Origin of the sequence: Sphingobium sp. R-21, from assembly GCF_049913335.1 — a bacterium.
Classification (GTDB): domain Bacteria; phylum Pseudomonadota; class Alphaproteobacteria; order Sphingomonadales; family Sphingomonadaceae; genus Sphingobium.
This window is the reverse complement of sequence record NZ_CP184375.1, coordinates 918,245-943,641: the sequence shown is the minus strand read 5'-3', so window position 1 is coordinate 943,641 and position 25,397 is coordinate 918,245. Positions and strand designations below refer to the sequence as shown.

28 protein-coding genes are annotated in these 25,397 nt (G+C 62.0%); 13 read left to right on the top strand and 15 right to left on the bottom strand.

The genetic code is table 11. From position 1 onward, the window contains the following. Nucleotides 1-56: 56 nt before the first annotated feature. Genes mobF through ACN9MX_RS18905 form a run of 3 tightly spaced genes read right to left on the bottom strand, consistent with a single transcriptional unit; the run spans nt 57 to nt 5,370 of the window. Nucleotides 57-3,029: a MobF family relaxase gene (gene mobF / locus ACN9MX_RS18915; protein WP_426387675.1), complete on the bottom strand. Its 2,973-nt coding sequence runs from the start codon at nt 3,027-3,029 to the stop codon at nt 57-59. Then, a complete protein-coding gene (locus tag ACN9MX_RS18910) occupies nt 3,026-5,071 on the bottom strand; it encodes a type IV secretion system DNA-binding domain-containing protein (RefSeq protein WP_426387674.1) in 2,046 nt (681 codons plus the stop codon). Before ACN9MX_RS18910 ends, mobF begins: the two co-directional genes overlap by 4 nt. Beyond that, nucleotides 5,068-5,370 carry a hypothetical protein gene (locus ACN9MX_RS18905; RefSeq protein WP_426387673.1) on the bottom strand — a complete coding sequence of 101 codons (303 nt, stop codon included), beginning with the start codon at nt 5,368-5,370 and terminating at the stop codon, nt 5,068-5,070. Before ACN9MX_RS18905 ends, ACN9MX_RS18910 begins: the two co-directional genes overlap by 4 nt. A gap of 354 nt (nt 5,371-5,724) precedes the next feature. Between ACN9MX_RS18905 and ACN9MX_RS18900 the strand changes: the two genes are divergently transcribed. After that, complete coding sequence (locus tag ACN9MX_RS18900) at nt 5,725-6,105, top strand: hypothetical protein (RefSeq protein WP_426387672.1); 381 nt, start codon at nt 5,725-5,727, stop codon at nt 6,103-6,105. A 103-nt stretch (nt 6,106-6,208) separates the two neighbouring features. On the opposite strand, the gene ACN9MX_RS18895 is transcribed toward ACN9MX_RS18900, so the two are convergent. The 6 genes from ACN9MX_RS18895 to ACN9MX_RS18870 form a co-directional block, all read right to left on the bottom strand. Next, nucleotides 6,209-6,424 (bottom strand): hypothetical protein, encoded by a 216-nt coding sequence (locus ACN9MX_RS18895; protein WP_426387671.1) that lies wholly within the window; start codon nt 6,422-6,424, stop codon nt 6,209-6,211. Nucleotides 6,425-6,739: 315 nt separating this feature from the next. Further along, the gene (locus ACN9MX_RS18890; RefSeq protein ID WP_426387670.1) at nt 6,740-7,054 is read right to left on the bottom strand and encodes a hypothetical protein; all 315 of its coding nucleotides are present in this window, start codon (nt 7,052-7,054) and stop codon (nt 6,740-6,742) included. 77 nt (nt 7,055-7,131) lie between these two features. Then, entirely contained in the window at nt 7,132-7,557 is a 426-nt protein-coding gene (locus tag ACN9MX_RS18885) for a DUF2958 domain-containing protein (RefSeq protein ID WP_426387669.1), read from the bottom strand. Then, the gene (locus ACN9MX_RS18880; RefSeq protein WP_426387668.1) at nt 7,554-8,498 is read right to left on the bottom strand and encodes an ArdC family protein; all 945 of its coding nucleotides are present in this window, start codon (nt 8,496-8,498) and stop codon (nt 7,554-7,556) included. Before ACN9MX_RS18880 ends, ACN9MX_RS18885 begins: the two co-directional genes overlap by 4 nt. A 405-nt stretch (nt 8,499-8,903) precedes the next feature. After that, nucleotides 8,904-9,122: a hypothetical protein gene (locus ACN9MX_RS18875; protein ID WP_426387667.1), complete on the bottom strand. Its 219-nt coding sequence runs from the start codon at nt 9,120-9,122 to the stop codon at nt 8,904-8,906. 65 nt (nt 9,123-9,187) lie between these two features. Then, nucleotides 9,188-11,014, bottom strand: coding sequence for a ParB/RepB/Spo0J family partition protein (locus tag ACN9MX_RS18870; RefSeq protein ID WP_426387666.1), 1,827 nt, complete (start codon nt 11,012-11,014; stop codon nt 9,188-9,190). Nucleotides 11,015-11,600: 586 nt separating this feature from the next. Here ACN9MX_RS18870 and ACN9MX_RS18865 point away from each other — a divergent pair. The 4 genes from ACN9MX_RS18865 (at nt 11,601) to ACN9MX_RS18850 (ending at nt 15,247) form a co-directional block, all read left to right on the top strand. After that, the gene (locus ACN9MX_RS18865; protein WP_426387665.1) at nt 11,601-12,401 is read left to right on the top strand and encodes a type IV toxin-antitoxin system AbiEi family antitoxin domain-containing protein; all 801 of its coding nucleotides are present in this window, start codon (nt 11,601-11,603) and stop codon (nt 12,399-12,401) included. Between the two features lie 16 nt (nt 12,402-12,417). Further along, complete coding sequence (locus tag ACN9MX_RS18860) at nt 12,418-13,308, top strand: nucleotidyl transferase AbiEii/AbiGii toxin family protein (protein ID WP_426387664.1); 891 nt, start codon at nt 12,418-12,420, stop codon at nt 13,306-13,308. Nucleotides 13,309-13,568: 260 nt separating this feature from the next. Beyond that, the gene (locus ACN9MX_RS18855; RefSeq protein WP_426387663.1) at nt 13,569-13,937 is read left to right on the top strand and encodes a hypothetical protein; all 369 of its coding nucleotides are present in this window, start codon (nt 13,569-13,571) and stop codon (nt 13,935-13,937) included. Beyond that, nucleotides 13,928-15,247, top strand: a complete 1,320-nt coding sequence (locus ACN9MX_RS18850; RefSeq protein WP_426387662.1) for a hypothetical protein — start codon at nt 13,928-13,930, stop codon at nt 15,245-15,247. Before ACN9MX_RS18855 ends, ACN9MX_RS18850 begins: the two co-directional genes overlap by 10 nt. 142 nt (nt 15,248-15,389) lie before the next feature. Here ACN9MX_RS18850 and ACN9MX_RS18845 read toward each other — a convergent pair whose 3' ends face one another. The 6 genes from ACN9MX_RS18845 to ACN9MX_RS18820 all read right to left on the bottom strand — a co-directional run bounded on the left by ACN9MX_RS18845 (nt 15,390) and on the right by ACN9MX_RS18820 (nt 19,618). Continuing rightward, a complete protein-coding gene (locus ACN9MX_RS18845; RefSeq protein ID WP_426387661.1) occupies nt 15,390-16,556 on the bottom strand; it encodes a winged helix-turn-helix domain-containing protein in 1,167 nt (388 codons plus the stop codon). Nucleotides 16,557-17,231: 675 nt separating this feature from the next. Beyond that, nucleotides 17,232-17,444, bottom strand: coding sequence for a hypothetical protein (locus tag ACN9MX_RS18840; protein ID WP_426387660.1), 213 nt, complete (start codon nt 17,442-17,444; stop codon nt 17,232-17,234). A 55-nt stretch (nt 17,445-17,499) separates the two neighbouring features. Next, nucleotides 17,500-18,294 (bottom strand): fructosamine kinase family protein, encoded by a 795-nt coding sequence (locus ACN9MX_RS18835; protein ID WP_426387659.1) that lies wholly within the window; start codon nt 18,292-18,294, stop codon nt 17,500-17,502. A 91-nt stretch (nt 18,295-18,385) separates the two neighbouring features. Continuing rightward, the gene (locus ACN9MX_RS18830) at nt 18,386-18,586 is read right to left on the bottom strand and encodes a hypothetical protein (RefSeq protein ID WP_426387658.1); all 201 of its coding nucleotides are present in this window, start codon (nt 18,584-18,586) and stop codon (nt 18,386-18,388) included. Nucleotides 18,587-19,061: 475 nt separating this feature from the next. After that, a complete protein-coding gene (locus ACN9MX_RS18825) occupies nt 19,062-19,403 on the bottom strand; it encodes a hypothetical protein (protein ID WP_426387657.1) in 342 nt (113 codons plus the stop codon). A 35-nt stretch (nt 19,404-19,438) separates the two neighbouring features. After that, nucleotides 19,439-19,618: a hypothetical protein gene (locus ACN9MX_RS18820; RefSeq protein WP_426387656.1), complete on the bottom strand. Its 180-nt coding sequence runs from the start codon at nt 19,616-19,618 to the stop codon at nt 19,439-19,441. Between the two features lie 162 nt (nt 19,619-19,780). Here ACN9MX_RS18820 and ACN9MX_RS18815 point away from each other — a divergent pair, with 162 nt between their 5' ends. The 8 genes from ACN9MX_RS18815 (at nt 19,781) to ACN9MX_RS18780 (ending at nt 25,392) form a co-directional block, all read left to right on the top strand. Next, nucleotides 19,781-20,002 carry a hypothetical protein gene (locus tag ACN9MX_RS18815; protein ID WP_426387655.1) on the top strand — a complete coding sequence of 74 codons (222 nt, stop codon included), beginning with the start codon at nt 19,781-19,783 and terminating at the stop codon, nt 20,000-20,002. 355 nt (nt 20,003-20,357) lie between these two features. Further along, nucleotides 20,358-21,209 (top strand): MucR family transcriptional regulator, encoded by an 852-nt coding sequence (locus ACN9MX_RS18810; RefSeq protein WP_426387654.1) that lies wholly within the window; start codon nt 20,358-20,360, stop codon nt 21,207-21,209. A gap of 89 nt (nt 21,210-21,298) precedes the next feature. After that, nucleotides 21,299-22,030, top strand: coding sequence for an alpha/beta family hydrolase (locus ACN9MX_RS18805; RefSeq protein WP_426387653.1), 732 nt, complete (start codon nt 21,299-21,301; stop codon nt 22,028-22,030). 443 nt (nt 22,031-22,473) lie between these two features. Continuing rightward, nucleotides 22,474-22,932 (top strand): hypothetical protein, encoded by a 459-nt coding sequence (locus tag ACN9MX_RS18800; protein WP_426387652.1) that lies wholly within the window; start codon nt 22,474-22,476, stop codon nt 22,930-22,932. A 50-nt stretch (nt 22,933-22,982) separates the two neighbouring features. Continuing rightward, complete coding sequence (locus ACN9MX_RS18795) at nt 22,983-23,852, top strand: ImmA/IrrE family metallo-endopeptidase (protein WP_426387651.1); 870 nt, start codon at nt 22,983-22,985, stop codon at nt 23,850-23,852. A 58-nt stretch (nt 23,853-23,910) separates the two neighbouring features. Next, nucleotides 23,911-24,087: a hypothetical protein gene (locus tag ACN9MX_RS18790; RefSeq protein WP_426387650.1), complete on the top strand. Its 177-nt coding sequence runs from the start codon at nt 23,911-23,913 to the stop codon at nt 24,085-24,087. A gap of 101 nt (nt 24,088-24,188) precedes the next feature. Continuing rightward, the gene (locus tag ACN9MX_RS18785; protein WP_426387649.1) at nt 24,189-24,530 is read left to right on the top strand and encodes a hypothetical protein; all 342 of its coding nucleotides are present in this window, start codon (nt 24,189-24,191) and stop codon (nt 24,528-24,530) included. Nucleotides 24,531-24,681: 151 nt separating this feature from the next. Further along, nucleotides 24,682-25,392: a hypothetical protein gene (locus ACN9MX_RS18780; RefSeq protein WP_426387648.1), complete on the top strand. Its 711-nt coding sequence runs from the start codon at nt 24,682-24,684 to the stop codon at nt 25,390-25,392. Nucleotides 25,393-25,397 lie beyond the last annotated feature (5 nt).

Below are 25,397 nucleotides of genomic sequence, written 5' to 3'. Positions count from 1 at the left end.
GTGCGGGCTGAATGACACAACAAAGAAGAATGAGCGGGGCGCGGATTCCGATTCGATCAGCGATCATGGCCGCCTCCCCGATCTTGATCGTCGCCACGAGTTGGAGTGGGCGTTGGAGGCTCGCGCCCTGTTAGCTCCCGGTAAGGATCGCGCTCACTGTCGCTCCGTCCTCGATCAATGAGTGCCATGAGCCATTGATCGAGGGTGCGGGCCGCCGATTGCGCTCTTGTGGCGAGGATGCCGGCAAGACCCGCCGGTCGCTGATTGGCGCGATTCGCGCGCGCCGCCTCGAATTCCGCCCTGCGGGTCTCGCGGTCGAGGCGCTGCTGCTCGCGGAGCCTCTCCAACCGCTCCCCATGCTGGCGAGCTCGGCCCCTGACGCTGCTCCGATCGATTCGTCCAAGCCCCTCGAGCGAAGAGGTCTTCTCCCCTGATTTCTGGGTCAGCTTCTCGGCTAGCCGTGCCGGATCCTCGGTCCAGAGCTTCACTCCGAATCGGGCGCGCGTGATGGCGGTGTAGTAATTCTGGCCGGTGACCAGCGGCGAGTTGACCGGCGCCAGCACATAGACCCGATCATATGTCTTGGACTGGGCTGCATAGATTGTCTCGGCATAGCCATGATCCCACGTCCGGTGCTGGGACAGGTCTACCTGCCGCACCTGGCCGTCCCGGTCCCAGCGAATCGCGGCGATGGTCCCATCCAGACGTTCGACCGTTCCCCGTTCGGCATTCTTGATGCCGAGTTCATGGTTCACCAGCCGCCACTGTATCCGGTCGCCTGCGGCGAGTTGGCGGTCCTCCTCCTTGAAGACGTTGATCTGGGACGCGCGCCCGAGCCTTGGATCCCACTGAATCGTCCGACCGTTCTCGTCGACCAGACTGACCTTCTGCCGACCACGCGAATCGCGCATGAGGCCGGTCACGCGATATTCCGCGTCACGCGCGATCCCCAGCCCCGCATTGTCGCGGGCGAAGGTGACCACCTGCCCGCGCGTGTAAAAGCGAGCGAACTGCTTTTCCTGATCGGTCATGCCAGAGGGCGCCAGGATCGTCAGGCGGACGTCCTCGGCGGCGACGACGCCTTCCCTCTTGAGCGCCTCGCGGACCTTCGTGTTGACGATCAGCCGGGTCGCGTTTTCGAGGACGAGAATGTTCGTATGCCCCCGGCTTTCGGCACTGAGCCGGGTCCACTCACCCACCAGGCTCGCGGCAAGCATCTCGCTCGATTCGCCGCTGGTGACCTTGTCGAGATGCCCGATGGATTCGCTGTAATTGCCGAGGCGCGCCTGGGTCACCGCCGCGCGCATGGTCCGGTTCTGCTGCCGGATCGACTCGGTGAGCTCAACTTTGGGCAGGCCCAACTTCTGCATCAACCAGAAAGGCTTGCCCTGCTCGATCGCCCCGGTCTGGAGATTGTCGCCCAGAAGAATGAGTCGAGCACCCGTGAGGCGACTGATCTCCAAAAGGCGAATCGCCTGCCGGTTGCCGAGCTGTCCGGCCTCGTCGATCACGAGCGTGTGCCGATCATCCAATCCCCGCCCGCCGCCTGCAAGCAGGCTCGCAACCGTCCGCGATTCAATCTCCGCCTTCTTGCCTAGCTCATCGGCGGCCGATGATGTGGGAGCGGCGGCAATCAGGATTGCCGTCGGATCTGCCGCCTCGCGCAGAGCGCCGACCAGCGTCGACTTGCCCGCCCCCGCGACCCCGTGCACGCCGATCACGCGATCGGCACTGGTCCCGAGATGAAGCAGCGCCTCCCGCTGCCCGGCATTGAGGCCGGCTGACCTGGCCTCTTCCATCAAGCGCTCGGCCGATGCGAGCGGCTTCGAATCGCCAAGAGCGAGGGCAAGCTGGTCCGAGAGGGCCAATTCCAACCGTGCCGTACGCCTGGTCGTTCGCCCTCGGGTGAGAACTTCATCGCCCGTTGGATGCCGGGTCACGAGAAGTTTCCACCGGGCCTCATGATCCTCGGCCAAGGGGCGCACATCGCGCAACCGGACCTCGCCGACATGAGAGGCAAGGGCGACCTGGAGCAGGCGTCCGAGATTATTGACCGCCTCCTTCCCCTCGGATTGCCGAATCCCAAAAAGCATGGAGCGAGCGGCCAGTTGGGGCGCAACCTCGACGGCGCGTTCCCCAATTTGTTCCGCTGCGCTCCGCGTCTCGCTAACCGCCTGTTCATGCTGGCCGAGACGCATATGCCACTGACCATGAAGCGTTTCGAGCGAGACCTTCTCCTTGGCGCCCCGAGTCGCGTAGAAGGACACGCGGCGCGCAGCCTGTCCGGTTAGGCCATGCTCCCTGGCATGGGCTTCGATCTGTTCAGCGCGCCGCGACATGTCCGCGATCAGGTCACGGGGAACGCCGCGGATTTCAAACAGCCCCTTGCGCGGATCGAAATCGACCTCATAGCCGCGCTCGCGCAGCAGATGGGCAAGCTCGTTCCGGTAGATCTGCCCCGCTACCATCTGCTCGGCGTACATCGCCCGTGTTTCGAGGCTGAGGAAGCGCTCCGCCTTCGCGTCATTGGTGATGTTCATCACCACCACATGGGTGTGGAGATGCGGATCAAGTTCGCGCGAGGCATGCTCGGTAAAACGCGCGAAGATGAGCCTTCCGGTCGTGCGCTCGGTGATCTCGCCGTCGATTCGTTGGCGAGTCGCGGCCTGCTCCTCAATCCAGGAGAGCACGACACCAACGGCCCGTTCATGGGCTTCTATGATTCGCTCATCCCCGGCGACGAGCGCCATGATCGACACGGACTTCGGGGCATTCACGGCGAAGTCCCAACCGGGATGGTGCTGGATTTTGCCACCAGCGCGTCGGCGCCCGAGTTGCTGTCCCCCGACCTTCCCTTGCAGCAGTTGCGCGAAGATGGCGCTGTCGACCTTGCCCTCGAGGCCGAGTTCCTGGGCAATCGCTCCGCCCCATTCGCTATGTTCGCTGTCACCCTTCGTATAATAGTCGCCGACCGTATAGTAGCGGGCGATGTTGGCGGCGGTGCCTTTGAGGCGGCGTGGATGGATCATGCCGGCCTCGCAGAATTGCGGGTGCCATGATGACGGCCGTGCTGACGGAGCCGAAACCCGGCCGGCTTACCGAACAGTTCCAATTGCGGTGCCGCTTCAGCCCGACCCGCAGGTGTGTTCCCCTCGCCGGGATCACCACCTTCCGAAGGAGTGATGTCCCCCATCGCTGCGCCAGTCGATGGGACCGGCGGGAGTGGTAGCTCCGCTTCCTCTCGCGCGATTCGGGGCTTACGGGATTTGGGTTTCGGGGGGGCCGGTCGAGGCGGCGTCGGCGGTACGGGCGGTGATTGCGGCGGCGTGTCCGATTCGCCGTCAAGCCTGATGGCGGGTGCCACGCGCTCCTCGAAAGCCGCACTGACCGAGGCGACCTTGTTGAAGCTGTCCTCGAACCGGACGACGGGAAGACTACGGCCGAATCGGAGGTATCCGGCGAGATTGGGGAGGTTTGTCACCTCCGTGTGCATCACCAACGGCCGGGTTACCTGCATTCGCGAAAGGTTCACGCCGTCACGCATATCGTTGACGCCGTAGGACATGCCCTCATTGGCTTCGATCTGCTCGACCTGCCCCAGATTCTCGCTGACATGCTTGGCCGTCGGGGTGTCGTTGGCGCGCAGCGCAACCCAGGTCGAACAATAGCCGGTGATCGCGGCGGCATCCTGGATGCCATAGGTGGCTTCAAGTTGCGGATAGCTCTGGAAGCCGAGAATGCCGCACCCGCCATATTTCCGGGCGCGGGCCAGAAAGTCCGATAGTGAGGGTAGCTTCTGAAGCGTCGGAAGCTCGTCGATGACGCAATATAGCCGACGGTTTCGGTCCGGCGTCATGCTCATGATGGCGCTGATGGCGATATCGAGCCACACCGTTATGAGGGGCCGCAGCGATGGAAGCTGGTCCGCCTTCACGGTGATGAAGAGCCAGCCGTCGTCCGTGTCATGGGCGACCCAGTCGCGGATCGACAGCCCGTCCGCGGTATCGTCGAGATAGGAGAAACTGCGCATCACCGAGGCCAGTTCCGCCTGGACCCCCGCCGAGGTTCGTTCCCCTTCCGGGCTGATGAAGGCCGCCGCCTCCGTCCCGCTCACATAGGTGGCGAGGTCCTTGAGTTTCGAGCGCAACAGAATGTTGAGAAGCACCGAGTTAAGGGGCCGTTCTTCCCGCGCGAGCTTGCGCAGGACCGCGACGAGTGTGCCCCTCGCAGCCTTGGCCCAGAAGGGATCGCCGGTCTTTTCAGGGATCGTTGACTCCGCGATCTGGTCATAATGATAGTCCCGCGGCACATCGACCCAAGGCGACCAGCAGTCCGTCCGGGCATCCAGGGGATTGAGGAGGACATCGGTCCCGGGCCGGTAGAATTTCTCCACGAAGGTGCCGGCGGTGTCGTAGACGATCGCCCGCCGCTTCCGCTGCCGGATGCCGTCGAGCATCTTGACGATGATGTTGGTCTTCCCGGTTCCGGGGGCGCCACAGAGAAGAATATGTTCCGGTTCGAAGGCATCGGGAACATTGACCCCACCGATCTCGAAGCTCCCCTTCGCATGCCGCCAGAGCGCCCGCCGCACCTGACGGACGGTGCCGAATCGGGCGCCACGCAGGAACTGGTTGGAACCGAGGCCCTTCCCCGTCCGGGTGAAATAGAACCAGGCCCAGAACAGCACCATGAGGGTGAAGGCGCCTGAGATGAGCGCCCCATGGATGAGGTAGGTTTCGAAAGCGGCCAGGGTCTTGTGGGCGATGCCCGACTCAAGGAGCGCCTTGGGGCTGGTCCAATATTGCCGTCCCTCCGGCGTGCCGAAAAGAATGGGGGTGACATTGCCCGGTATGGCGTCCCCCATGATTGTTGCCTGCCCCACCTTGAACAGGACGAACCGCTCATAGGAGGATGACACCTCGCAGGCGTACCAGATGATGCCGCCGATCCAGATCACCAGCCCCGCCAGGAAGGTCTGGTAGAAAACCTGCGTGGTCATCCGCACATTGTGGACGATGGCCTGCCCGCCCCTGGTCCAGGAACCGAGCGTGTCGTGCCGGAAGATACTCATGGCCGGTCCTGCTCGCTGTCGAGCAGCCCCCTTTCGCGGAGGAGGCGGCGGGCCTCGGTCAGCCCTTTCTGGAGCAGTTCGGGGGAGCGCTCACCCACCGAGGTCGCAAGGATCGCGAAGGCCTGGATGGCGGTCGCATGGAGTTCATCGAAGCGGGCATGATAACCGCTCGGGTCGACGCCTTCGAACCGATCCAATATGTCGCGGCAATAGGTTGCCGTGCCGACGCCACTGCCCCGCGCCTGACTGGCGAGGCGCGCATAGAGGTCGTCATCTACTCTTATGGTAATTCGTGCCACGCGCCGGACTCCTGATCCGACACGCGAAAACGCGATGAAGCGTCATCCTGATAGCTCATTTATGCTGCAAACTCAACAGTTTATGAAAACTGCCAGTGGCAGCCAGAAAGCGCCAAGCCAGATCAGCGACTTAACCTTTCATTCCGCGCCCGGTGGCTGCCGCCGGCTGCCGAGCTGTGCCAAAATGGCTGCCAGATTGTGCCATCGGAAACCCGCGGATTTGCTGGAGATTCCCACCCGCAGCACCCGTGCGTACGGTGCATTACAAAATGCCTCGGGCGTGCGTCCCCCTTTCGCAGCGCGCTTGTCCGCTGCGCAGGCCTCGCTCTGGAAGGCGCGGCCCCTTCGGGAGGGATGGCGCAGCCGCCGTCCCGACCCGCTCCCGCCGTGATCCGACGGAGTGCCGCCATCCTGTCGGCGATCCTCCTTGCCGCACCGCGCGCTCGTGCTATTCCCAAACTCGGCGGGCAGACCTTCCTCTTGAAAGGAACTTTCGTGCCCAAATTGACCGACCGCGAAAAGCTCACCGAACTCGAGCAACGCAAGCGCAAGATCGCCGAAGAGATAGAGCAGACCCGCATGACCTTGCGCGGCAAATACGCCGCCATCGTCGCTGAATTGGAGGTCGAGACGCTGACCGAAAAGGAGTTCCGGGATCTGATCACGCTCGCGATCAAAGCTGGGTCGGCGGCATCGCTCCAGGCATTGAAGGCGCTGCCGCCCCGCCCGTCCTGACCGCCAAATCGGTTCACGCTCATGCGGCCATGGGGGTTCGATGCCCCCATGGCCGTCCCTGAAACAAGGGTAATCAGGAGGGGCGCGCGGCCCCTCCCCTTTCTCAGATTTCGTCGACCAGCCTTCCCGGTACGGTGTGGACGATCCGCTCGATGAGCGTCTCGGGCAGCGTCGAATAATCCCCCTCGTCGATGGCGACATAGCCCTGCTCGCCGTCGTTCAGGACATGCTGGTCGAAGTAACTCGAAGCGGCGCGCCGTTCGGCGTTGCGGAGTGCGGCGAGAAAAGCCTTGTGATTGTAAGCCTTCGTCATCTGCATGGGAGCCTCCTTCATCTGGAAAAGACGGAAGGTCCGGCGGCGGGCCGACAAGCTCGGGTCAAGGAGCGCCGGCGCAGCCGGCGACCGCGCAGCGGGCGGTGGAGGAACCGATTTAGTTGCCGCCGCTGCCGCGCGAAGCGTGGCGGCGGCGGCGGCTAAATTGGAGGGGCCACCGATCCTTGAGGCGGGTGAAGGCGGTCTGCCATGATGGGACTTTTGTGAAAGTATCTATGTGTTGGCCTCCCCCGCCGAGGCGTAGCGCCGTGCGGACCGGCGGTTCCGCACGGCACGCGAGCGAGGCGGAACGGCGCCCCGTCAGGGATGCCGCCCGCAAGGACAGCAATAGTCGTCAATGCCGGTCAGCGTGCAGACGCCCGGCCCATAGTCCGGTTCTTCCTCGCCATCGTCATAGCCGAACTCGGCTGCGATCTGGATCGCCTCGTCTCGCAGTGCCGGTTCGATCGCTGCCAGAAGAGAGTTGGCATCCGCGCTGAACCTCCGAACATAAAGTTCATAGGACAAGCCACAACCGCGATTCGCCTCGGCGGCGGCTTCCTCGAACTGTGTCCGAAGAGTCGATAGCGGGTCGCCGCCATTAGACGCATGATTGTCGTTGGAATATTGGGTCATGGATTTTCTCCCATCCTTGGTGTTCAGGATTTGAAGAGGTCGGGATCGCTGTCAGCGATCCCGCCTCGGTGCCCGGTTCAGTCTCTGGCCTTGCCGCTCGCGGGCTCGTCCGGGAGGTTTCCGGCGATGGCCCAGATGAGGGGTTGGGCTTGGATGATGGAACCCGCGACCCGCGCCGCGTCCGCCCAAAGGGACAGCGGAACGAGTCCGTCAAAGCCGATGTCCAGCTCGATCCGAAGCCCAAAGGGAAGGCGAAGGGCCGTTATCTCCGTGAGGCTGAAATAGCCCAGTTCGGGACAGCCAAAGCCAAGGTCGGCCAACCCGAACAAGGCATCGCCATCCTCGCACAACTCGGTGACAAGCCATGTCGCCGCGCCCATCGGATTGAAGAATTTGACCACCGGCACCGGGTCCGGCTCCCTTTCGCCCTTCTCCTGCGCGGCGCGGCGCGATGCAGTGTTGGCCTGAAGGGCTGCGATATGCTGGGGTTGAAGGAGTATCATGCCGCGAGCCTCCCCTCGTTGGTCATCGCTTCCTCGCCCGATTGCGCCGGGGGCAGGAAGCCCAGAAGAAAGTCGGCGGCCTTGCTCGCCTGACTGGCGGCGCGGAAGATGGCGCGGGCATCCTCGCGAAGCACGCCGAGCCACGATCCCAGATAATCGCTGTGACGAACGGTCGGCACGATCCCCAATTCGGCGCAGAGGAAGGCGCTGCCCATTTCCGCGATCAGTTCCTCGCGGGCATAATCGGGGCTGCCGAAACCCGTCTTGGGCAGGCGGTCGAGGCGCGAGCGATGGCCCGAAAAATGGGTCAGTTCATGCAGGACCGTCCGATACCAGTTGATGGGTTCATAATAGACTTCGGGCGGGGGAACACAGATATGATCGGTGGCGGGGGTATAATAAGCGGCGCTCCCGCCGATGCGGATTTCCGCGCCGGTCGCATCGATCAACGCTTGTGCGCGGGGGATCAGGACCGCCTCATTATTCGTGCTGATGGTCGGGGCGGGTTCAACTTCCACCCCCTCGATCTGGTCAAGATTGAAGACCGTGAACCGCTTCAAGAAAGCGACCTGCCGGGCCTCGTCGCCTTCCCTGACAGACTCGCCGTCCTTGGCCTTGGGCGTGAATTTGTCAGCATAGCAGACGGTCGTGCCCTGCTCGCCCTTGCGGACATGCCCCCCAAGTGCGACCGCCTGCCGATAGGTAAGCCAGCCCTGCGACTGATAGCCCCGCTCGAACAGGGTGCTCCAGAGAATGAGCACATTTATGCCTGAATAGCGCCGTCCGGTTCCGGCGTTGCGCGGCAGGCCAAGCGCTGCCTTGCCGTCATCCCAAGGCTTGACCCATGGCAGGGTTCCCGCCTCCAGTTCGGCAATGATGCGATCCGTCACCTCGGCGTAGAGGGTGGAACCAAAGCGCTGCGGCTGATCCTGATGTCCCATCTTTCTTACTCCCTTCGCATCGCACCGGCCGCCGGAAAGGCGGGGGTGGGCGGCAGGAGCGAACCGGCAGGCCCACCGACCGAGGTGGGGCGCACCCGAAGGGCCGCAACGCAGTGGAGGAGCCGGTGGCAACGCCCCGGCTTGCGGCTCGCCGCGGTGGGCCTAAAGGGCAGCGACGCCCACCCCCGCCTCCCCGGAGGCCGGTCAAACCACCCGACAAACATCACCGCGCCCAGGCGCGGTGGCCGCCCGACCTCTTCGCGCTGCCACTCGCAGCGCTCCGCATTCCCTGATCGGAGCTTTGCACTGGACCGGGCGGAAGATCGGCAGCGAACCGTGGATCAATCTACCCCGGCCAACACCATGCCGGGCGGCCCCGCCGCCCGGCGCGCGCCCCATCCCGCTTCAGCCTTCGCGATGGACCGCCTTGTCCAAATGGGCGAGCGCGGCGGCAAAATGCTCCTCCACCTCCCAGACCGAGCAACCGATGCGGAAGGCGATTTCGGGAAAGGTGAAGTCGTCCTTCACATGGAGATAATAGGTGATGCGGGGGAGATAGTTGAGGGTGGCGAGGCCGATGCGGAAGCGGTCGGCCATGCAGCCTTCGGGCCTGCGGGCGGACATGAGCGGTTCCTTTCATGCGAAAATAGGCAGGCGGCGGAACCATGCCGCCACCTGCCCCATGGTGATCAGGCGGCCCGTTGCTCCGGGCCTTCGTCCTCGACCTGCGCGGGATCGCTCGCAGCTTCGTCCGGCGCGTCGGCCGGTTCGATCGCATCGGATGTTGTCAACCCTTCCGCTTCTTCGGGCTGCTCGGGTGCCGGTGCCAAAGCCGCCTCCAGCATCGCCCATTGATCGACGGGACCAACCCCGCCCCGGCCGGTATAGGCGCTCGGCGGGAAGCTCATCCAGCGGGGCACCCAGCCCTCGCGCTTCTCCCATCCCATCTGGCCGTGGAGGCAGTTGAAGATGATCCCGCGCTGGACCTTGCCGCTTTCCTTCGCGTTCGACGCCGCGACCTCGGCCCCGACCACATCGGCAAGGAGATGGCCGACAAGCGCCTTGTCGCGCAGCAGTTCGATAAAGGCGTCGTCGGCTTCCCAGACCTGCGCCATGTCGACCTCCAGCTGACTGCCCAACAGTTCGATCAACATGGTCCCCGACTGGAGCGACTCGGCCATGACCACCGAGAGCACGGCAAGAACGTCCTTGTCGGGAAGCGCCATTAGCGTTGCGAAGAGAGGCACGATTTCGGTATCGCATCCGACAAGGGCGGGCTCGTCCTCGTCAAGCGCCAGCATCGCCAGTGCCTCGCGACGGAAGAAGTCGGTCGAACCTTCCGAGAGACAGCTTTCGACGCTCTCGGTGATCGCCTCGTTCCGGTTCTTCTGCGACTGCCGCTCGACCCGCCACAGGACGGAACCGCAGATCGCATGGGCGACCATCAGCCGCAGCGCGACGGCTGGGGTTTCCGCGACCTTCGCCGCCACCGCCGCATGGCGATGGAGGTTCACATAGTCGGTGAGCGGGGCACTGAGTTCCGGGCGCGCCGGACGCTCGATACTCTCCCCCTTCTCGACTTTGCGCGCCTCCTTGGTGGTGACATAGCCCTCGTGGAAGCAGACGGCCCCGCGATGGTCGATGCTGATATAGACCCGGCCGCCCTTCTTCTTGGGGCAATGCTCATGCTCCCAGCCGTGGAAATAGGCTCCCGGCTCAAGGGTGACGACATCAGCCCAGCCCTCGTCGCGATAGCCTTCCGCCTTGGCCTCAACGGCTGCCATCTGCGCCTCCCAGAACTGGTCGACATTGGCGAAGAAACTGTCCTCTCCGAACAGGTCCGCGATAATCTCGCCTTTGTAGCTTTCGAGCGGGAAGATCGCCGCACTGGTCGGAATGCTGGTCCCGCCGAACAGCCATTCCTTGAGACGATGGCCGGTCGGGACATAGGCGTCCTCATCGTCGAGCAGGGCAAGCCACGCCTTTTGCTGTGGCTTCGAGGCAAGGGTCAGGTGCCGGACGGTGGTGGCGTCAATCTTCTCGGCGCGGTACAATCCCCGGATGCGCGGCAACAGATTACCGAGCGCGAGGGTCCGCTTCACCTGCAAGGCGGTAAGCCCGAAGGTGTTGGAGATATCCTCGGGCGTCCGGCCCTCCTTGACGAGACGGGTGAAGGTTTCCCAGCGGGTCACCTCATCGGGGTCCAACCTCGCGATATTTTCAATGAGCGAAGCCTCCAGCGCCGCCGCATCGTCCCCTGCCGCCATGACCGCGCAGGGCAGCGGATCGATGCCGCCATTTTCCTCCGCGACGACAAGGGCCGCATGATAGCGCCGCTTACCCGCGACGATCTCATAGGTTTCCGGGCTGCCATTCTGCCGCACGATCAGCGGCACGAGGATTCCCCGCGCTCTGACGGAAGGCAGGATGTTGGCAAGGTCAGGCGTCTTCTTCACGCCCCGCATATTGGCGGTCGAGACGGCGAGATTGGCGATATCGATATGCTTGAGTTCCATGACTTGGTTCCTTCTCTTAAAAAACACCACCGGCCCGGCCGAAGCGGGGTGGGCGGCAAGAGCGAACCGGCAGGCACGCCGAGCGAGGCGGGCAGCATCCGTAAGGACCGGAACGAAGTGGAGGAGTCGGCTTGCCGGCTTGCAGCCCGCCGCGGCGGGCCTAGAGGGTAGCGACGCCCGGACCGCTTTGGACTGGCCGGCAACCCGCCAGCGCCAGCGCGCGCAGCGCGATGACCGCAGCCGCGTCAGGGATCGTCGCCCGCAGGGGCGAGACGGCGCAGCCGACTCGACGAAGCGGCACGCGAAGCAGAGCCCGGCCCCGTCAGGGGGACGAAAAAAGGGCGTGCGACCGACTCACACCCCGGACAAACCGATCGATCGGATCGGCAAGAGCGCATCATGGGCTGGCCGGCCCGACTTCATCATTCCAGCTCCCAGCACCCACAGGGTGAAGGAGCGATGCGCCGGCAAACGAACAGAGGTTTGACAAACGCCATTTTTGCCAATCACGACTTAGCATTTAAGCAATAATATAAACTCGACGCTGGTTTATGAAATGCGTATAACCCTCAGGATGACTGAGCGATTGGAGCAAAAGTTAAAGCGCCTGCAGCGATTGCCCGAGCATGTGCTGGTCGATGCCGCATGGCTGGAGCGCCACGGTTACTCATCATCGCTCAGAAGCCAATATGTGAAATCAGGCTGGCTTACCCAGGTGGCGCCCCGCGTCTATCGCCGCGTGCAGGAGCCTGTGTCCTGGCAACAGGTCGTGATGTCGCTGCAAAGCTTCATGGGCTATCCACTCACCGTAGGCGGACGTACCGCGCTCGAGGAGCAGGGCTTCTCCCATTATCTTGGCGAACGGCAGGAGGTCCATCTCTACGGCCCCGCCAAACCCCCTGGCTGGCTCGCCAAGCTGCGACTCGATGTGCAATTCCTCTGGCACAACAGCGCGCGGCTGTTCCCGGACGAGCCGCGCGACCCTTTCGGGCCGCCGCCGCCTTCGGATGACATCCTGCCCGGCAATTTCATGGTCGGCCCCCAGGGTCTCACCTGGCCATTGTGCCTGTCATCGCCCGAGCGGGGATTTCTCGAGTTGCTCGACGAACTTCCCGACCATGAAAGTTTCCATCAGGTTGATATGCTGGCGGAAGGTCTGGTCAATCTCAGTCCCGCCCGACTGACGCTGTTGCTCCACCAGTGCCGCAGCGTGAAGGTCAAGCGGCTGTTCTTCTTCTTCGCCGACCGGCACCGCCACGCATGGCGAAACCGTCTTGATCCGGCCGAGTTCGATCTCGGCGCGGGAAAGCGGGCGCTGGTGCCAGGCGGCCGTCTGTCACCGGACTATAACATCACCGTTCCGGAGGATATGCTTGCCCCTGTTTGACGTCTATCGCCAGCAGGTGGCGCTGCTGGTGCGCGTGCTCCCGTTCGTCGCGAGCGAGCCCGACTTCGCGCTCAAAGGCGGAACCGCGATCAATCTGTTCATCCGCGACCTGCCGCGGCTCTCTGTCGATATCGACCTGACCTATCTGCCCGTTGCCGATCGGCCGGCTTCACTTCTCGCAATCGACGCCGCCATGCTGCGGATTGCCGACAAGGTCACCGCCGGCATCAAGGGCGCCAAGGTGACGCCGAGCCGTCTCCAGCCCGAAAACCAGGTCTCGAAGCTCGTCGTTCGCCATGAGCGCGTGCAGATCAAAATCGAAGTAACGCCGGTCCTGCGCGGCGCGGTCTACACCGCCGAAATGCGGACCGTGTCACCGCGGGTAGAGCAGGCCTTCGGTTTTGCGGAGATCCAGGTCACATCCTTCGCCGATCTTTACGCGGGCAAGATCGTCGCCGCACTTGATCGCCAACATCCGCGCGATCTGTTCGACGTCCGCGATCTCCTCGCGCATGAAGGGATAGACGACGCCTTGCGGTCCGCGTTCCTGATCTACATCCTCAGCCATCCACGGCCGATCGCGGAACTGCTGGCACCGACGAGGCGCAGACTCGATGACGAATATGCCCGCGGCTTCCAGGGCATGACGGAATCGGCGGTAACCCTCGATTCGTTGCTGGAGACCCAGGAAGCGATCATCGCGACAATGATCGGAGAAATGCCGGAGAAGCACCGAACATTCCTGCTGGGATTCAAACAGGGCAGCCCAGACTGGGCCGCGCTGGGCCTGGAGGAATCGGCAAAGCTGCCCGCCGTCCAATGGAAGCTGCACAACCTCGCTCAAATGGCCACGGAAAAGCGTACCGACTTGGCCGACCGCCTCGCGAAGGTCCTATATCCCGGCTGAGCCTGCCATCCCGTCAGCACGGCTCAGCAGCGACGGCACCGACCGTGTGGCCGCGCTTGCCGTTCCGACATCGCGTCCCCGGAAATGAGATCGGTCTCGAGGAGGGCCACCGATCCAGCTCTTGTCGGCTTTGCCGTCACTAGCGGATGCGCGCGCCATCTTCCTCCGCCAGAAAACGTTACGGAAACGGATCATTTTCGCCTTGGCCGGTTCCCTCCGATATGCGATCGGGTCGCCTCAGGCATGGAGGGGCTTGATTGATGAAATATGCTGACGGTAATCGCGCGCTCTACGCAGGGGCTTCCAGTGCCGACGGGACGCCACCATTCAAGCGAACGCAGGTCTATCTCGCTGTCCAGGAGCAGATCGCGCAGGACGGCAGGCGCCCATGGAGACTGGGGCAGAAGCTCAATGACGCCCCCTACCGCTATACGCGCGATGTCCTTTGGGCGTCCCTGCTGCAAATCTCCAAGCGGCTCGACAAGATGCAACCGCCGATCGAATTCCCAACCGAAGGCGCTTTCGTCCATCCTTCCTTCGACAGTTTCTCCGCCTTCGTGAACAAGATGCTCAGCGGCAGCGTCTCGGATCTCATCAACGGGATCATGGCAGCTGCAAAATGGAAGTGAAGGCTCCCCGCCGCCGTGCGACCCGCATCGTCGCGACCGGGCTCCTCGCTTGCGCCTCGCCAGCCTGGGCTGGCGCTCCCACGCAAGCGGACATTTGCGACCAGGCGACCAACAAGGTCGTACCCGAACGTCTCGCTCTCGCGGTCCTCGAATCGGAAGGCGTTTCGCCTTTCCCTTATCGTTGGATCACGACGCATGAATCGGATTATCCCGGCCTGACGCCCGCGCAGCATATCCTCTCGCAGGAGAATTTTTGCGGTCCCAATCCCAAGGACAGCCTCGGCATCCCGCGTTGCGGCAAGGAGGATGCCGCCAAGATCGGACGAGCCCTAAATCTGGTGATGGCGGTGCTGACCACGCCTTCATCCTACCTGCCATCCTCGCCGGTCATCGATCCGCCCACCTATTTTCAGTCGACTGGAATCACGATCGCCTGTGTGAAGAAGCCGGACGGGAAGCCTGTCGAACTGGAGCCGACGCAGATCGCATCGCCGGTCGACCAGAAGACGATCCCGCTGCGGATACGCGGCTCGACCGACGGCCTCCAGTTCGACCGAAATCTCGACAGCGCCTTTGCAGGTGTTGAAAAGGCTTCCTTCTCGTTCAAGGACGATGATGTCGCCGGAAAGAAGACGACCAAGGCCAGCATCATCGTTGGCCTGTCAGTGCCGGTCGTCGATAATGTCCTGGGGATCGTCCCCTATCTTGGCGTCTCCCTCGACAACAGCAAGAAAACGGGTCAGCAACGCGAGGTCTCCGACGACACTTGGCGCGCCGGGACACTCTTCGACTTCCGCACACACCAGGCGCAGCTCTCTCATCTGTTCCTGCTTCGGCCGGAATATGCGGCTAACCGCAAGGAGAAAAGCGAAGTCGTCAGCGCCAACTTCACCTATATACCGGTCTTCAATGGCTGGCTCAATGACGCCCGCAACGTCACAAGCACGAACGACGAGAGCCTGTTCTCGATCATCCCCCGCTTCGACTTGCGGCTTAACGGTGGGCATTTCATCAAACAGGGCAGCCGGCTCGACGAGGACAGCCAGGATTTCATCCGGCTTGGCGGCCAGGTGGGTGCGACACTCACCAGCGACGTCAAATGGCTGCCGCTCGAGCTCACCCTCACCGAAACCTATTTGCGCGCGCTCGACGGCGGACCGAAGAACCTTTCCCAGTTCAAGGGCATCTTCTCGATCTATTTTGACGAGAAGAAGTTCTTCGGGATCGACCTTGGCTATGCTCGCGGGCGGCGGGAAGATCTCGCCAAGCGGGAACGCAACTGGACATTCGGCTTCGGCGCCAAATTCTAGAGCTTTTCCCAAGCAGGCGGCATCGCCTGCTGGCTCGAAAAATCTGGAAAACCATAGCCAAATTGAGCATGATCCGATTCTGCCTGATCGGATCATGCTCTTGCAGCCAGAACACCGGCTCCGGCGATCCCTCACGCCGGCATCAAGCCATGGGAAGAACAATTTCCTCCAGCCCGAGCCAGCGGGCCATGGTTGAAAGTTCCGCGGCCATGGCATCGCGGCTTTCGGCGGGCACGGCTGGCTCGAAATGAACCGAGTGAACGAGCAGCCTTCCCTGCTGCCGGTCAGCCTTGAGGTCGGCCCGCCCGACGAGCCGGTCCCCAAGCAGGAAGGGCAGCACATAATAGCCATGGGTCCGCTTGGCCGCTGGCGTGTAGATGCCGATCCGATAGTGGAAATCGAAAAGACGCTCGGTGCGTGAGCGTTCCCAGATCAGCGGATCGAACGGAGCCAGCAGGGCCTGCGCCGCGATCCGGCGCGGCACGTGCGCATCATGATAAAGAAAGGCGGGCGAACGCCAGCCCTCGACAGCAACGCGATGCAGCAGCCCCTCTTCCAGCAGATCGGCGATCGCTCCATTGGCCTCTTCCGGCTTGAGTCGGAAATAGTCTCGCAGTTCCGCGGCGCTCGCGACCCCGAGCGCCCGCGCAGACAAGGCGATTAACCCTCGCTGCGCCTCACCCGGCTCGGGCGTCGGCAAATCCAATATGGACGCGGGCAGAACCCGCTCGGGAAGATCATAGACACGCTCGAAGGCGGCGCGGCGGGTCGAGGTCGTGAGATGACCTGCCCAGAAGAGCCATTCCAAGGCCTGCTTGGTCTCACCCCATTCCCACCAGCCCGGCCGATTGCAGCTGGTTTCGAAATCGGACGCGCCGAGCGGACCCTCCGCCCTGATCCGATCGAGCACCGCCATCGCCTCGTGCCGACGCTCCGTGGCAAAGCCGCGCAATCCCTTCCAGCCCGATTCTCCCCGATCGGCCTGGGCCATCCGCCAGCGCAGCAGCGGATGCAGCGCAAGCGGCAACAATGAGGCCTCATGCGCCCAATATTCGAACAAGCGGCGGCTGCGGCGTGGTCCCCAGGCGTCGCGGTCGAGCAGGGTCCGATCATAATTTCCCAGGCGAGAAAAGGCCGGGAGATAATGCGCCCGAGCAACCACATTGACGCTGTCGATCTGATGCAAGCTCAGCCGATCGATGGTGCGCCGGAGGTGCAACTGGCCCGGTCTGTCGGGCCTTGCCGTTCCGAACCCCTGCGCATGCAGCGCGATCCGCCGTGCTTCGGATTGTGATAGGCGCTCGATCATTTGTAGCTTCTGTAACCGCAGCGTCCGCCGCCCGCCACCGTCCATCCCATCGGCGCGCAAGGGGCGCCGCGGATCACGGCCGGAAGCGAAGCCCGATTGAAATCCGCGCCCCGATAGGCTTAAATCCCCGTGCGAAAGGACGGCCCATGCGATCGACCCGGCGGCTCAGCGTGACGCTTCCCGATGAGATGGCGGCCCAGGTGCGCGCCAAGGTCACATCAGGGGAATGAGCAAGAGCGAGGTCATTCGCGATGGCTTGCCTGCACTCCAGGCGCGGGACCCTGCGTTAGAAAACTGGCTTCGGCAGGAAGCGCTAGCCTCTTACGACGCCTACAAGGCGGCCCCGCATCGCGGGCTATCGCTCGATGAGGTGAAGGCAGGCCGTGCAGCACGCCACGGACGTCGCGCCAAGTGCGATGAGTGAGAGGCATGCTGATCGAGGAGGCCCGCTTGTTCCATTCTCGTTCCTGCGTCCCCCGGGTCAAATCCAGGGGACATCCCTGATGCCTGGTTCCCCCCATTCTCATTGGGAATTCAAAAGATGAACTCCAGTCGCGTCGCAATCAGCGACGTCGCTCGTCACGAGCCGTCAATCCAGGGATCCGTGCCGTCGCGGCAATCCATCCATCCTGTCCACTCACCCGCCGGCAACAGCGCAACGGTGCCGCGCGACGGTCAGCCCGGACCGCCGTTCAGGACCAGCCGGGCCGAGCGCATATAGAGAGCGAGCTCCGTATCGCCGGGCAGCAACCGGTCGGCCAGGTCCTTCAGATCCGCAAGGTCCGAATCGGGCCTGAACGGGCCTTCGGGCTGCTTCTCGATCACAAGAACACTCAGGCACAGCGCCTTCTTCACCAGATGGAGATCGCGGCTTTCAAATAGGACCATGACGCTGCTCCCGAAATCAGTGAACCCTTAGCATGAAAGGCAAGGGTCGGCTCGGTCAGAATCCCAGCGCCCCCAGGCACGCCCCGGCCTGCTGCGCATAGGCGCCACCGAACAGGCGGAGGTGAACGAGGAGCGGCCAGAGCTGGTAGACAGGCTGACGCTGCTCCCACCCCTGCGCAGGACCACAGGCATCGAAAAAGGCGGCTGGAGGTCGATCGAAGAGACCAAGCATGGCGAGATCGACTTCATGGTCGCCAAAACAGCAGGCCGGATCGATCAACGCGGCGATGCCGCCATTGTCGAACAGGATATTCCCGCTCCAAAGGTCGCCATGCAGCAGGGCGGGCGCGGGCCGCGCAGGCAGCAGTTCGCCAAGACGGTCGCACAGCGCCTCGATCCGCCTCCCCAGGCTGAAATCGACAAAGGGCAGATGGCACCGCAGCCGCTGGTCGGCCCAGAAGGAGCACCAATCCCTGCCGGGACGATTGGAAATTTCCACATCGCCAAAGGCATAATCGTCCGGCCAGCCATAATGCGGACCGAGGGTACTGTGGAGGATGTCCAGCATTTCGGCGAGTTCGACCCAGGATCGCGCGGCCCGTCCGACCGCCGCGATATCCTCCATGACGAGAACATCGCCGTCCTGCGCCATGACTGCCGGCACGGGCACCCCGGCATCGCGCATTGCCGTCAGCATGCGGGCCTCCACCGCAACCAGCGGCGCCTGCTTGGCAATCGCGGTCGTGCCATCAGACAGGTGCAGACGGAAAACCTTCGAAAGGTCGCCGCCGGAAAGTTCGCTCACCGCGACGACCTCGCGGCCCAACAGCAGGGAAGCGCTGATCAGCATGGAAGCGTCGCCGGGACGAATGCCGCCCCGGCGCGGCTAGTTTGATCAGCCCTGCTCAGATCGACGCCTCCTTCTGTCCCAGCCTATCCGCTCAGCCCTTGGGCGTGACCCAGACCTCGACTGGCGCAACGAACTTGCCGGGCGCGGGTTTGCCGACATGGACACGGTCTGCGGTCACGCGCTCGCCGGTTTCCAGATTGAAGGTGGCCCAGGGCTTGGGCATCCGACCGAAGGTCATCTTCTGGATCGGCTGACCGGTCGTGGAATTCATAATCGTTGCGATAATGCTCATGGCGCGCCGGATAGCGGCGCGCACGCATCGGCGTAAATCCCTCGAATCAGCAGAATGCGCCGCGGCACGAGAATTTTCCCTTCACGCCCGAAACCTGGGTTGGAAGCCGTGGAGCAGGCACGAAGGGAGATGGTGGACCGGGGCGACCCGAAGGCTTGGTCAATCGGCCGGTCCGACCGAAGTCTCTCAATTTCCCCTACGGAATACAAGATTTTTGAACCGGCAAAATCAACGCCTTAGCGCAAAAGCGGGTCGGATCTGTGCCCGGCCCGAATGCCAACGCCTGTGGGAAGAACGAACGGCATGCTCTTCTTGGCCCACGACCCGAAGGCTCTGATTCTCAGAGACTTCTTCTGACCTAGCCGCTCATCATGGGCGGCCGGGTCTTTTTCCGCCGCTGGCTGCGGATCCGTGGTTGTCAGGAGGAAATACAAGGTCCCACTCTCATCCTCGTGTCACCCCGAGGCTCAACCGGCTATGCCGGCGCGCTTCCAAGCCGATCCAGTGCGGCGTCCCGCACCGCGACCCATCGGCGGTGTTCATCGCGTGCATCGGCAAGCGCCCGATGGGCAACCACGCCCACTGTTACGCTTGTTGCAACCCGTTCAAGCAGCGCATCGACTTCCCGGTCGAGCGCGCCGTCAGTCCACGTGGCAGAGAGGATGGAGCGGGCGATCTCATGTCGAGCGGCGTCGGTCCCGCGTAGCCGCAGGCTATGGCGCGGCAGGCCGCTCGCGCGGAGAAGCGTGCTCAACCATTTCCCGTCCCAACTCGGCGCACTGGCGCGAAGGTCATGGCCCTCCAGGGCTTTGAGCATCGTTCGCGCGACCATCTCATGATCGCGTCCCTGCGCTAAAATTCGTCAAGGGAAATATGATGAATGGCCTCGGATGCCGGATCCCAGTCGTCCCATTGCGGAGCCGGTTTGATCAGACTCGCCTCGCTGCGCCCATCCTCGAACACCCAAGCCACCTCGATCGGATAGCTTCTCTTGGAAAGCGAAGAGGCTTCAAAATCGAGAAAGAAGATCATCTTCGCTCCAACGGCCACCCCTTCCCTTCTGTCTATCCACCATGCATGGGCCAGAGATCAAGGTACGGCGCGAAATTGCCGAAACATGCCACGCCAGGAAGCGAATACAGCTTCTTCATGCTATGATTGTTCGCACAGTCGAAAACTCGCTGGAGATGAACGATGGATATCGGAACCGAACTTGCGATCCGCGCGGTCATTACCGGCCTTTATTCCTCCGGTGCCGTTACCACCGACCAGGTGCGCGCCATCATGACCTCCCTAAATGAGGCAGCCGGGGCGGCGCTGGAACGGCGCGAAGCGAACAGTTCAAAGGAACTGACGAAGCTGAGAAAGGGTATTCATCTCGACACGGCGGTGTCCCCATCCCCAGGCGACAGCTGAATCACCGATGCGAAGATCATGGTGAGATCGGCGCCATCTCCTGACTTGCAATGTAGATGACGCATCCCGTTGCTTGACGTGGAAGCCCGTTGATGAATATTGCCCGGAAGTCGATGCGGAGTTCGCAGTCGACATCAGAGGCATCCGAGACTTTCGCGTTATGATTTACCGCGAAAATATGCGTCCATAATCATTCGACAAAAATTCGCGGTGCAGCGCCAACCGGGGAACAGGACCGAGTACCAGACATTCAATTGAAGTCTGGTGAATAGAGGCTCGCGCAAAAGGTCGAGCATTTACAATGCAGAACAAATTGCGCAAAAGGCGCAGATCACCTTAGCTCGGATTTGCTCACATGGCCGATGAAAATCAGAACGACATCACCGCCCTCACCGTTCAGCTTCTCAGCGCATTTGTTTCGAAGAACACAGTCTCCAGTGAAGGTCTGGCCGACCTCATCAAGACCACGCGCGCGGCACTGACGGAAAGTCCTGAAGTGGGAGCCGAACCCACGGCACCCGAATATGTGCCGGCGGTCTCGATCCGCAAAAGCCTGTCGTCACGTGAACATATTCTGAGCCTGATCGACGGAAAGCCGTACAAAACGCTGAAACGCCATCTGGCAACGCATGGACTTACCGGCCAGGAATATCGGAAGCGTTACAACCTTTCCGCCTCCTACCCCATGGTCGCACCCAGCTATTCCGAAGCGCGGCGCGCTGTTGCGGAAAAGCTTGGGCTGGGCAAGAAGCCGGCAACCGGAGGCAAGACACCCGCCGCGCCATCCGCAGAGGCAGCGCCGTCCAGCCCTGCTGCGCCGAAGTCTGCCGCAGACAAGCCACGGGCAAAGAAGCCAGCCGCGAAGACCGACGCTTCCAAGCCGTCGCGGATCGCAGCGGCCGACACGTCCTCTGGGGCAGCGACGAAAGCAAAGGCACCGAAGGCAGCAAGTTCGAAGGCTGACGCCGTTTCCCCCGGTTCGCGCAAGAAGCTCTCAATCGCCGCACCGAAAGAAAAAAAAGCCTCGTCCGCCAAGTCCGATCAGCCGGCTACGGAAGCCTCGCCCTCCAAGAAGGCGGGCAAAGTTGCTGCAAAGCCCAGGACTTCCGAAGCAGCGCCTAAGGCTGCTCCGAAAGCGAAATCGTTCAAAGCCGCACTAGAGGCGGCAGGTTCGCATCTTGGCGGTGGCAACAAAGCCCCGGAATAACTGAACCTCATGAGGGATCCTTTGGGGGCGAGGCATCTTAGTTCTCGCTCCCACTCGCCCATGCGGCGCCATCGTGGCTTGATCTTGAAATGAGCGATGCAATCTTGTCCATTTCGAGCCCAATCGAAGACACAAGCGGGATCGAGGCCACCGAAGTCCGCATCCCGGTGAATGCGGAGACCATATCGGGCCTGTTGATGAAGCCGCCCGCTGCGAAGGCGCTTTATCTGTTCGCCCATGGCGCTGGCACGAACATGCGTCACGCGACGATGGCAGCCAATGCGGAAGGCCTGGCTTCAAGAGGCATCGCAACGCTCCGCTATCAATTTCTCTATTCGGAGAAAGGGTCGAAGCGGCCGGATACGCCCAAGCTGGCGCACGCTGCCGTTCGTGCCGCCGCTGCGCAGGCGGCATCGCTAGCACCGGATCTGCCGCTGTTCGCCGGAGGCCGCTCATTCGGAGGGCGCATGACGTCTCAGGCGCAGGCTGAAACGCCCATCCCCGGCGTGCGCGGCCTCGCATTTCTGGGATTCCCGCTCCATCCAGCAGGCAAGCCGGGCATCGAGCGGGCCGAACATCTTACAGAGGTCCGCGTTCCGATGCTGTTCATTTCAGGTTCTCGCGATGCCCTGGCGGAGATGGAATTGATCAAACCCGTCACTGCCAACCTCGGCGCTAGCGCGACGTTACGGATCGTCGATCATGCGGATCATAGCTTCAAGGTTGCCGCAAAAAGTGGACGGACGGCGAGTGAAGTGGAGGCAGAGGCCTTGGACGCAATAGCGGATTGGGTTGTGTCGAATCTAGACGCCGGCATTTGAGCCGGATCAGACAAGGCAAATGGTCTGCCATCCGACAATCAATCTCAGGCTGACGATTGATGATCCGGTTCCGGGCGCCACCTACAGGGTTTAAGATAGGAACGACGCTTTCATGCAATGCCTGTCGATTTCGAAATCATTCGCGACGTCGACCAGCTTGGCGCTCATTGCGCGGCGATGGCCGCTCATGCTCATGCTCATGCTCATGCTCATGTTTCCCGATCGCTGGCAAAAGCTCCCCCTTTTCGAGCGGCATCGATAAGGTTTGCGAACCGCTGAGAGGCGAACGGACTTCCCGCCAGCTGTCGATTTTTACTGCCATGGGCGAATGGCAAACTTGTCAGGGGCCAAGCTGACGGGACACGTCGCTCATCGACCAGGCACAGTAGCAGCCGACCCGTTTCGCGGTTATGCTCGGCCCATGTTTTTCGGGATATGCTGTCATGCTGAGCCGGCCTGAACAGGCTAATCTGAATCTTGAACAGGCACGCGATCTGCGCGCTGCAGGCATTTCCTATCGTGAAATCGCGCGCAGGCTGGCGCTCACTTCCAGCCAGCTTCGCCTGACCCGCCGGTCGTTGAGCCGGGCGAAAGCTGCGCGGACACGCCTGCGTTCCACGATGCCGACGGCCACCGACCGGGATCTGCCGATTGCCCGCTCCGTCCTGCCCTTCGGGTTGCGGGAGCAGTTGAAGAAAGCGGGATATCGAACGCTCGGCGATCTCGCTGACAGCCTCGCCGATCCTGAATTTCAGGGCTTGGAGATGCTGCCGGGCATAGGGGCATATAGAGCCAGACTGGTGCGCGGGTTGCTGGAGCATTTTGATCTGCTTCCCGGTCCCGTTGATTTGCAGGCAGCAGTGGAGGCCTTCTTTCCAGAATTTCGGGACAAGCTGGCATAGAACAAGTTTTGTGATCGCCCCTCCTGTCCGATTACGGTACGAGCCCGCAAATGCCCAACGATGCCTTCCTGAACGATCTGGCGAACTGCGGCTCGGCGGAAACGCTGCTCGCCACGATATTCAAATATCATCCCGACCTGCGGGCGCCAGTAGACGTCGTGGCGATCGCTCATGGCGCGGGCATCACCAAGGTCCGTGATCTTGAAACCGCTGGACTATCCAGTGCGCTGACGACCGATATCGCGAAAGGAGAAGCGGCCATTTCTTGCGGGACGGGCCTCTCGGCGCAGCTTCGCCGTTTTGCGATTGCCCACCAACTCGGCCATTTTCTCCTCGACGGGCAGTTCGTGGACAGGCAGTGCAGCAATCGGGATCTTGCCGAAAACAGGCGCGACACTCCGGCGCGCAAGGCAGAAATGCATGCCAACCGCTTCGCCGCCGGCCTCCTGATGCCCAAGCCATTGTTCGTTGCCTCGGTCGAAGAGCTGGGAAAGCCGACGGTCACCCATCTGCCGGACATCGCTGCTGCCTATGATGTCACGCTTGAAGCCGCCGCTACCCGCTACGCCGATCTCACACAGGCGATGTGCGCATTTCTTTTCGTCAAGGATGGAATCCTGCGATATGCGCGCCCGTCGCGTTTCTTTCCCACGCTTTCCATCCAGACAGGAGATCCGATACCCGCATCCGTCAAATCCGCTACGCCGAAGGATCGCATTGCCTGGCTGCCGGCGGAGGCGCGGGACTGGATTGAGATTTCGCGGCACACCCGCCCGCCCAAGCTGACAATGCAGATATTGAGCAAGGCCAATGGGTTTCAACTCGTGATGCTGTTCGGGAATGTCGCTGCGGAGCGCCGCGCGGATGAAGAGGCAGAGAAGGAAGCAACGGAAAAGCCCAAATTCGGCCAGCGCCGATAGCAAATCATTAGAATATGTCGCCCTTCCCGGCATGGCCCTATGAAGCAGGAATGAAAGCGTGACCAGAAAACGCAAATCGAAGCTGCCCGCCGAGTGGCAGGTCTACAGCAATAGCAACCGCAAGCCGGTGAAGCGATCCGGTGTCGCTATCTGGAAATACGCAGTCTGGGCCATCGTCCTGACCGTGCTTGCTGCGATCGCCTTCTTTCCCAAAGATATCCTGCGGCTTGTTTGAAGCACCCTCGCCCGGATTCGCAGGTCGGAGGCACCGATGTGGTAAAGTCGGCCGCACCACGTTAGGGGAACTGCACAGACTCAGGCAATTCAGGTAGACTCATGGCCCGCAAACATTCGAAACATGGTCCCTATGAAGACCTGCACAGCGAGGACGATGAGGCTCCAGCGGTGATACCTCCCTGCTGGCTCTGCAGCCGGCCTACCGGAGAAACCATCGTCTGGCACCATCCCGTGCCGAAAAGCCGGGGTGGGCGAGATGTTGTTCCGATGCATCCTATTTGCCAGAAGACATTGATCGCCAATTTCACCAATTCCGAACTGCAGCGCCATGGGATGAATGTCGAGGGTCTGCTCGCCAACCCCAATGTACGCAAATTTGTCGATTGGGTAGCGAACAAGGACCCCAATTTCACAGCCACAATGGCCAAGAAGCAACGCTGATTACGACCATTTTCGTCACTCAACGCTCACGATCGCTTCCCCAAAAGTTCACATTCCGCTTGTTCCCGCTCGGCCATCATTTGGCCAGCCTGAGCGCCGCAGAACATCGACGGTTGCCTGTTAGCCTGACAGGTTGCAATCTGAGCACCTCATGATCGAATTCCTTGCCCCTCAGCACGACGACCCGGCACTGCCGAACGCGCACATGCTGCGCGCCGCTCAGCTGACGCTCAAATATATGCTGGACGTTGGGCCCATTGGCCTGACACCGAATAAAGCTTTGAAGCGGACGTTCGTCACATGGGCGGAGGAAGCGTTTGAATGGCCTTACTATACCGCCGAAGACTTGTACGCTGTCAACAAGGTCCTCAACGAACCCGACTTCCCGCCCTTGATGCTGCTGCACGACCTGTTGATTAGCGCCAAGCTGGCACGTCACCGGAAGGGCTTCCTGCATATCACAGCAGCCGGGAAGGATTTGCTTGGGCATCCTGGCAATCTTTGGATTGCGCTCGCCCACCATCTGCTGTTCGTCCTCGATCACTCCCGATACACCCTATATGGCGTCCAACTGGATGATGACTGGCTACTTTTCCTGGGCGTCCTGAACGTTGAAGCTCATTTGGGCGTGACCGATGACCAGTTCGTGAAGGCGGTGTTCGATGCTGATAGCGACAACCATCGGGTCCACGCCGTGGCGTATGGCCATATCCTGCGCCCGCTCTGTTGGTTGGGCCTGCTGGATGAAACACGTTACGGTGAGCCTTACCCGATCCATAAGTTGTTCACGAAAACGAGGCTGTGGTCGACGGTCATCCGCGCCGATACAGACCAATTCCTAATTCCTACCAGCCGCCACTAGCGATG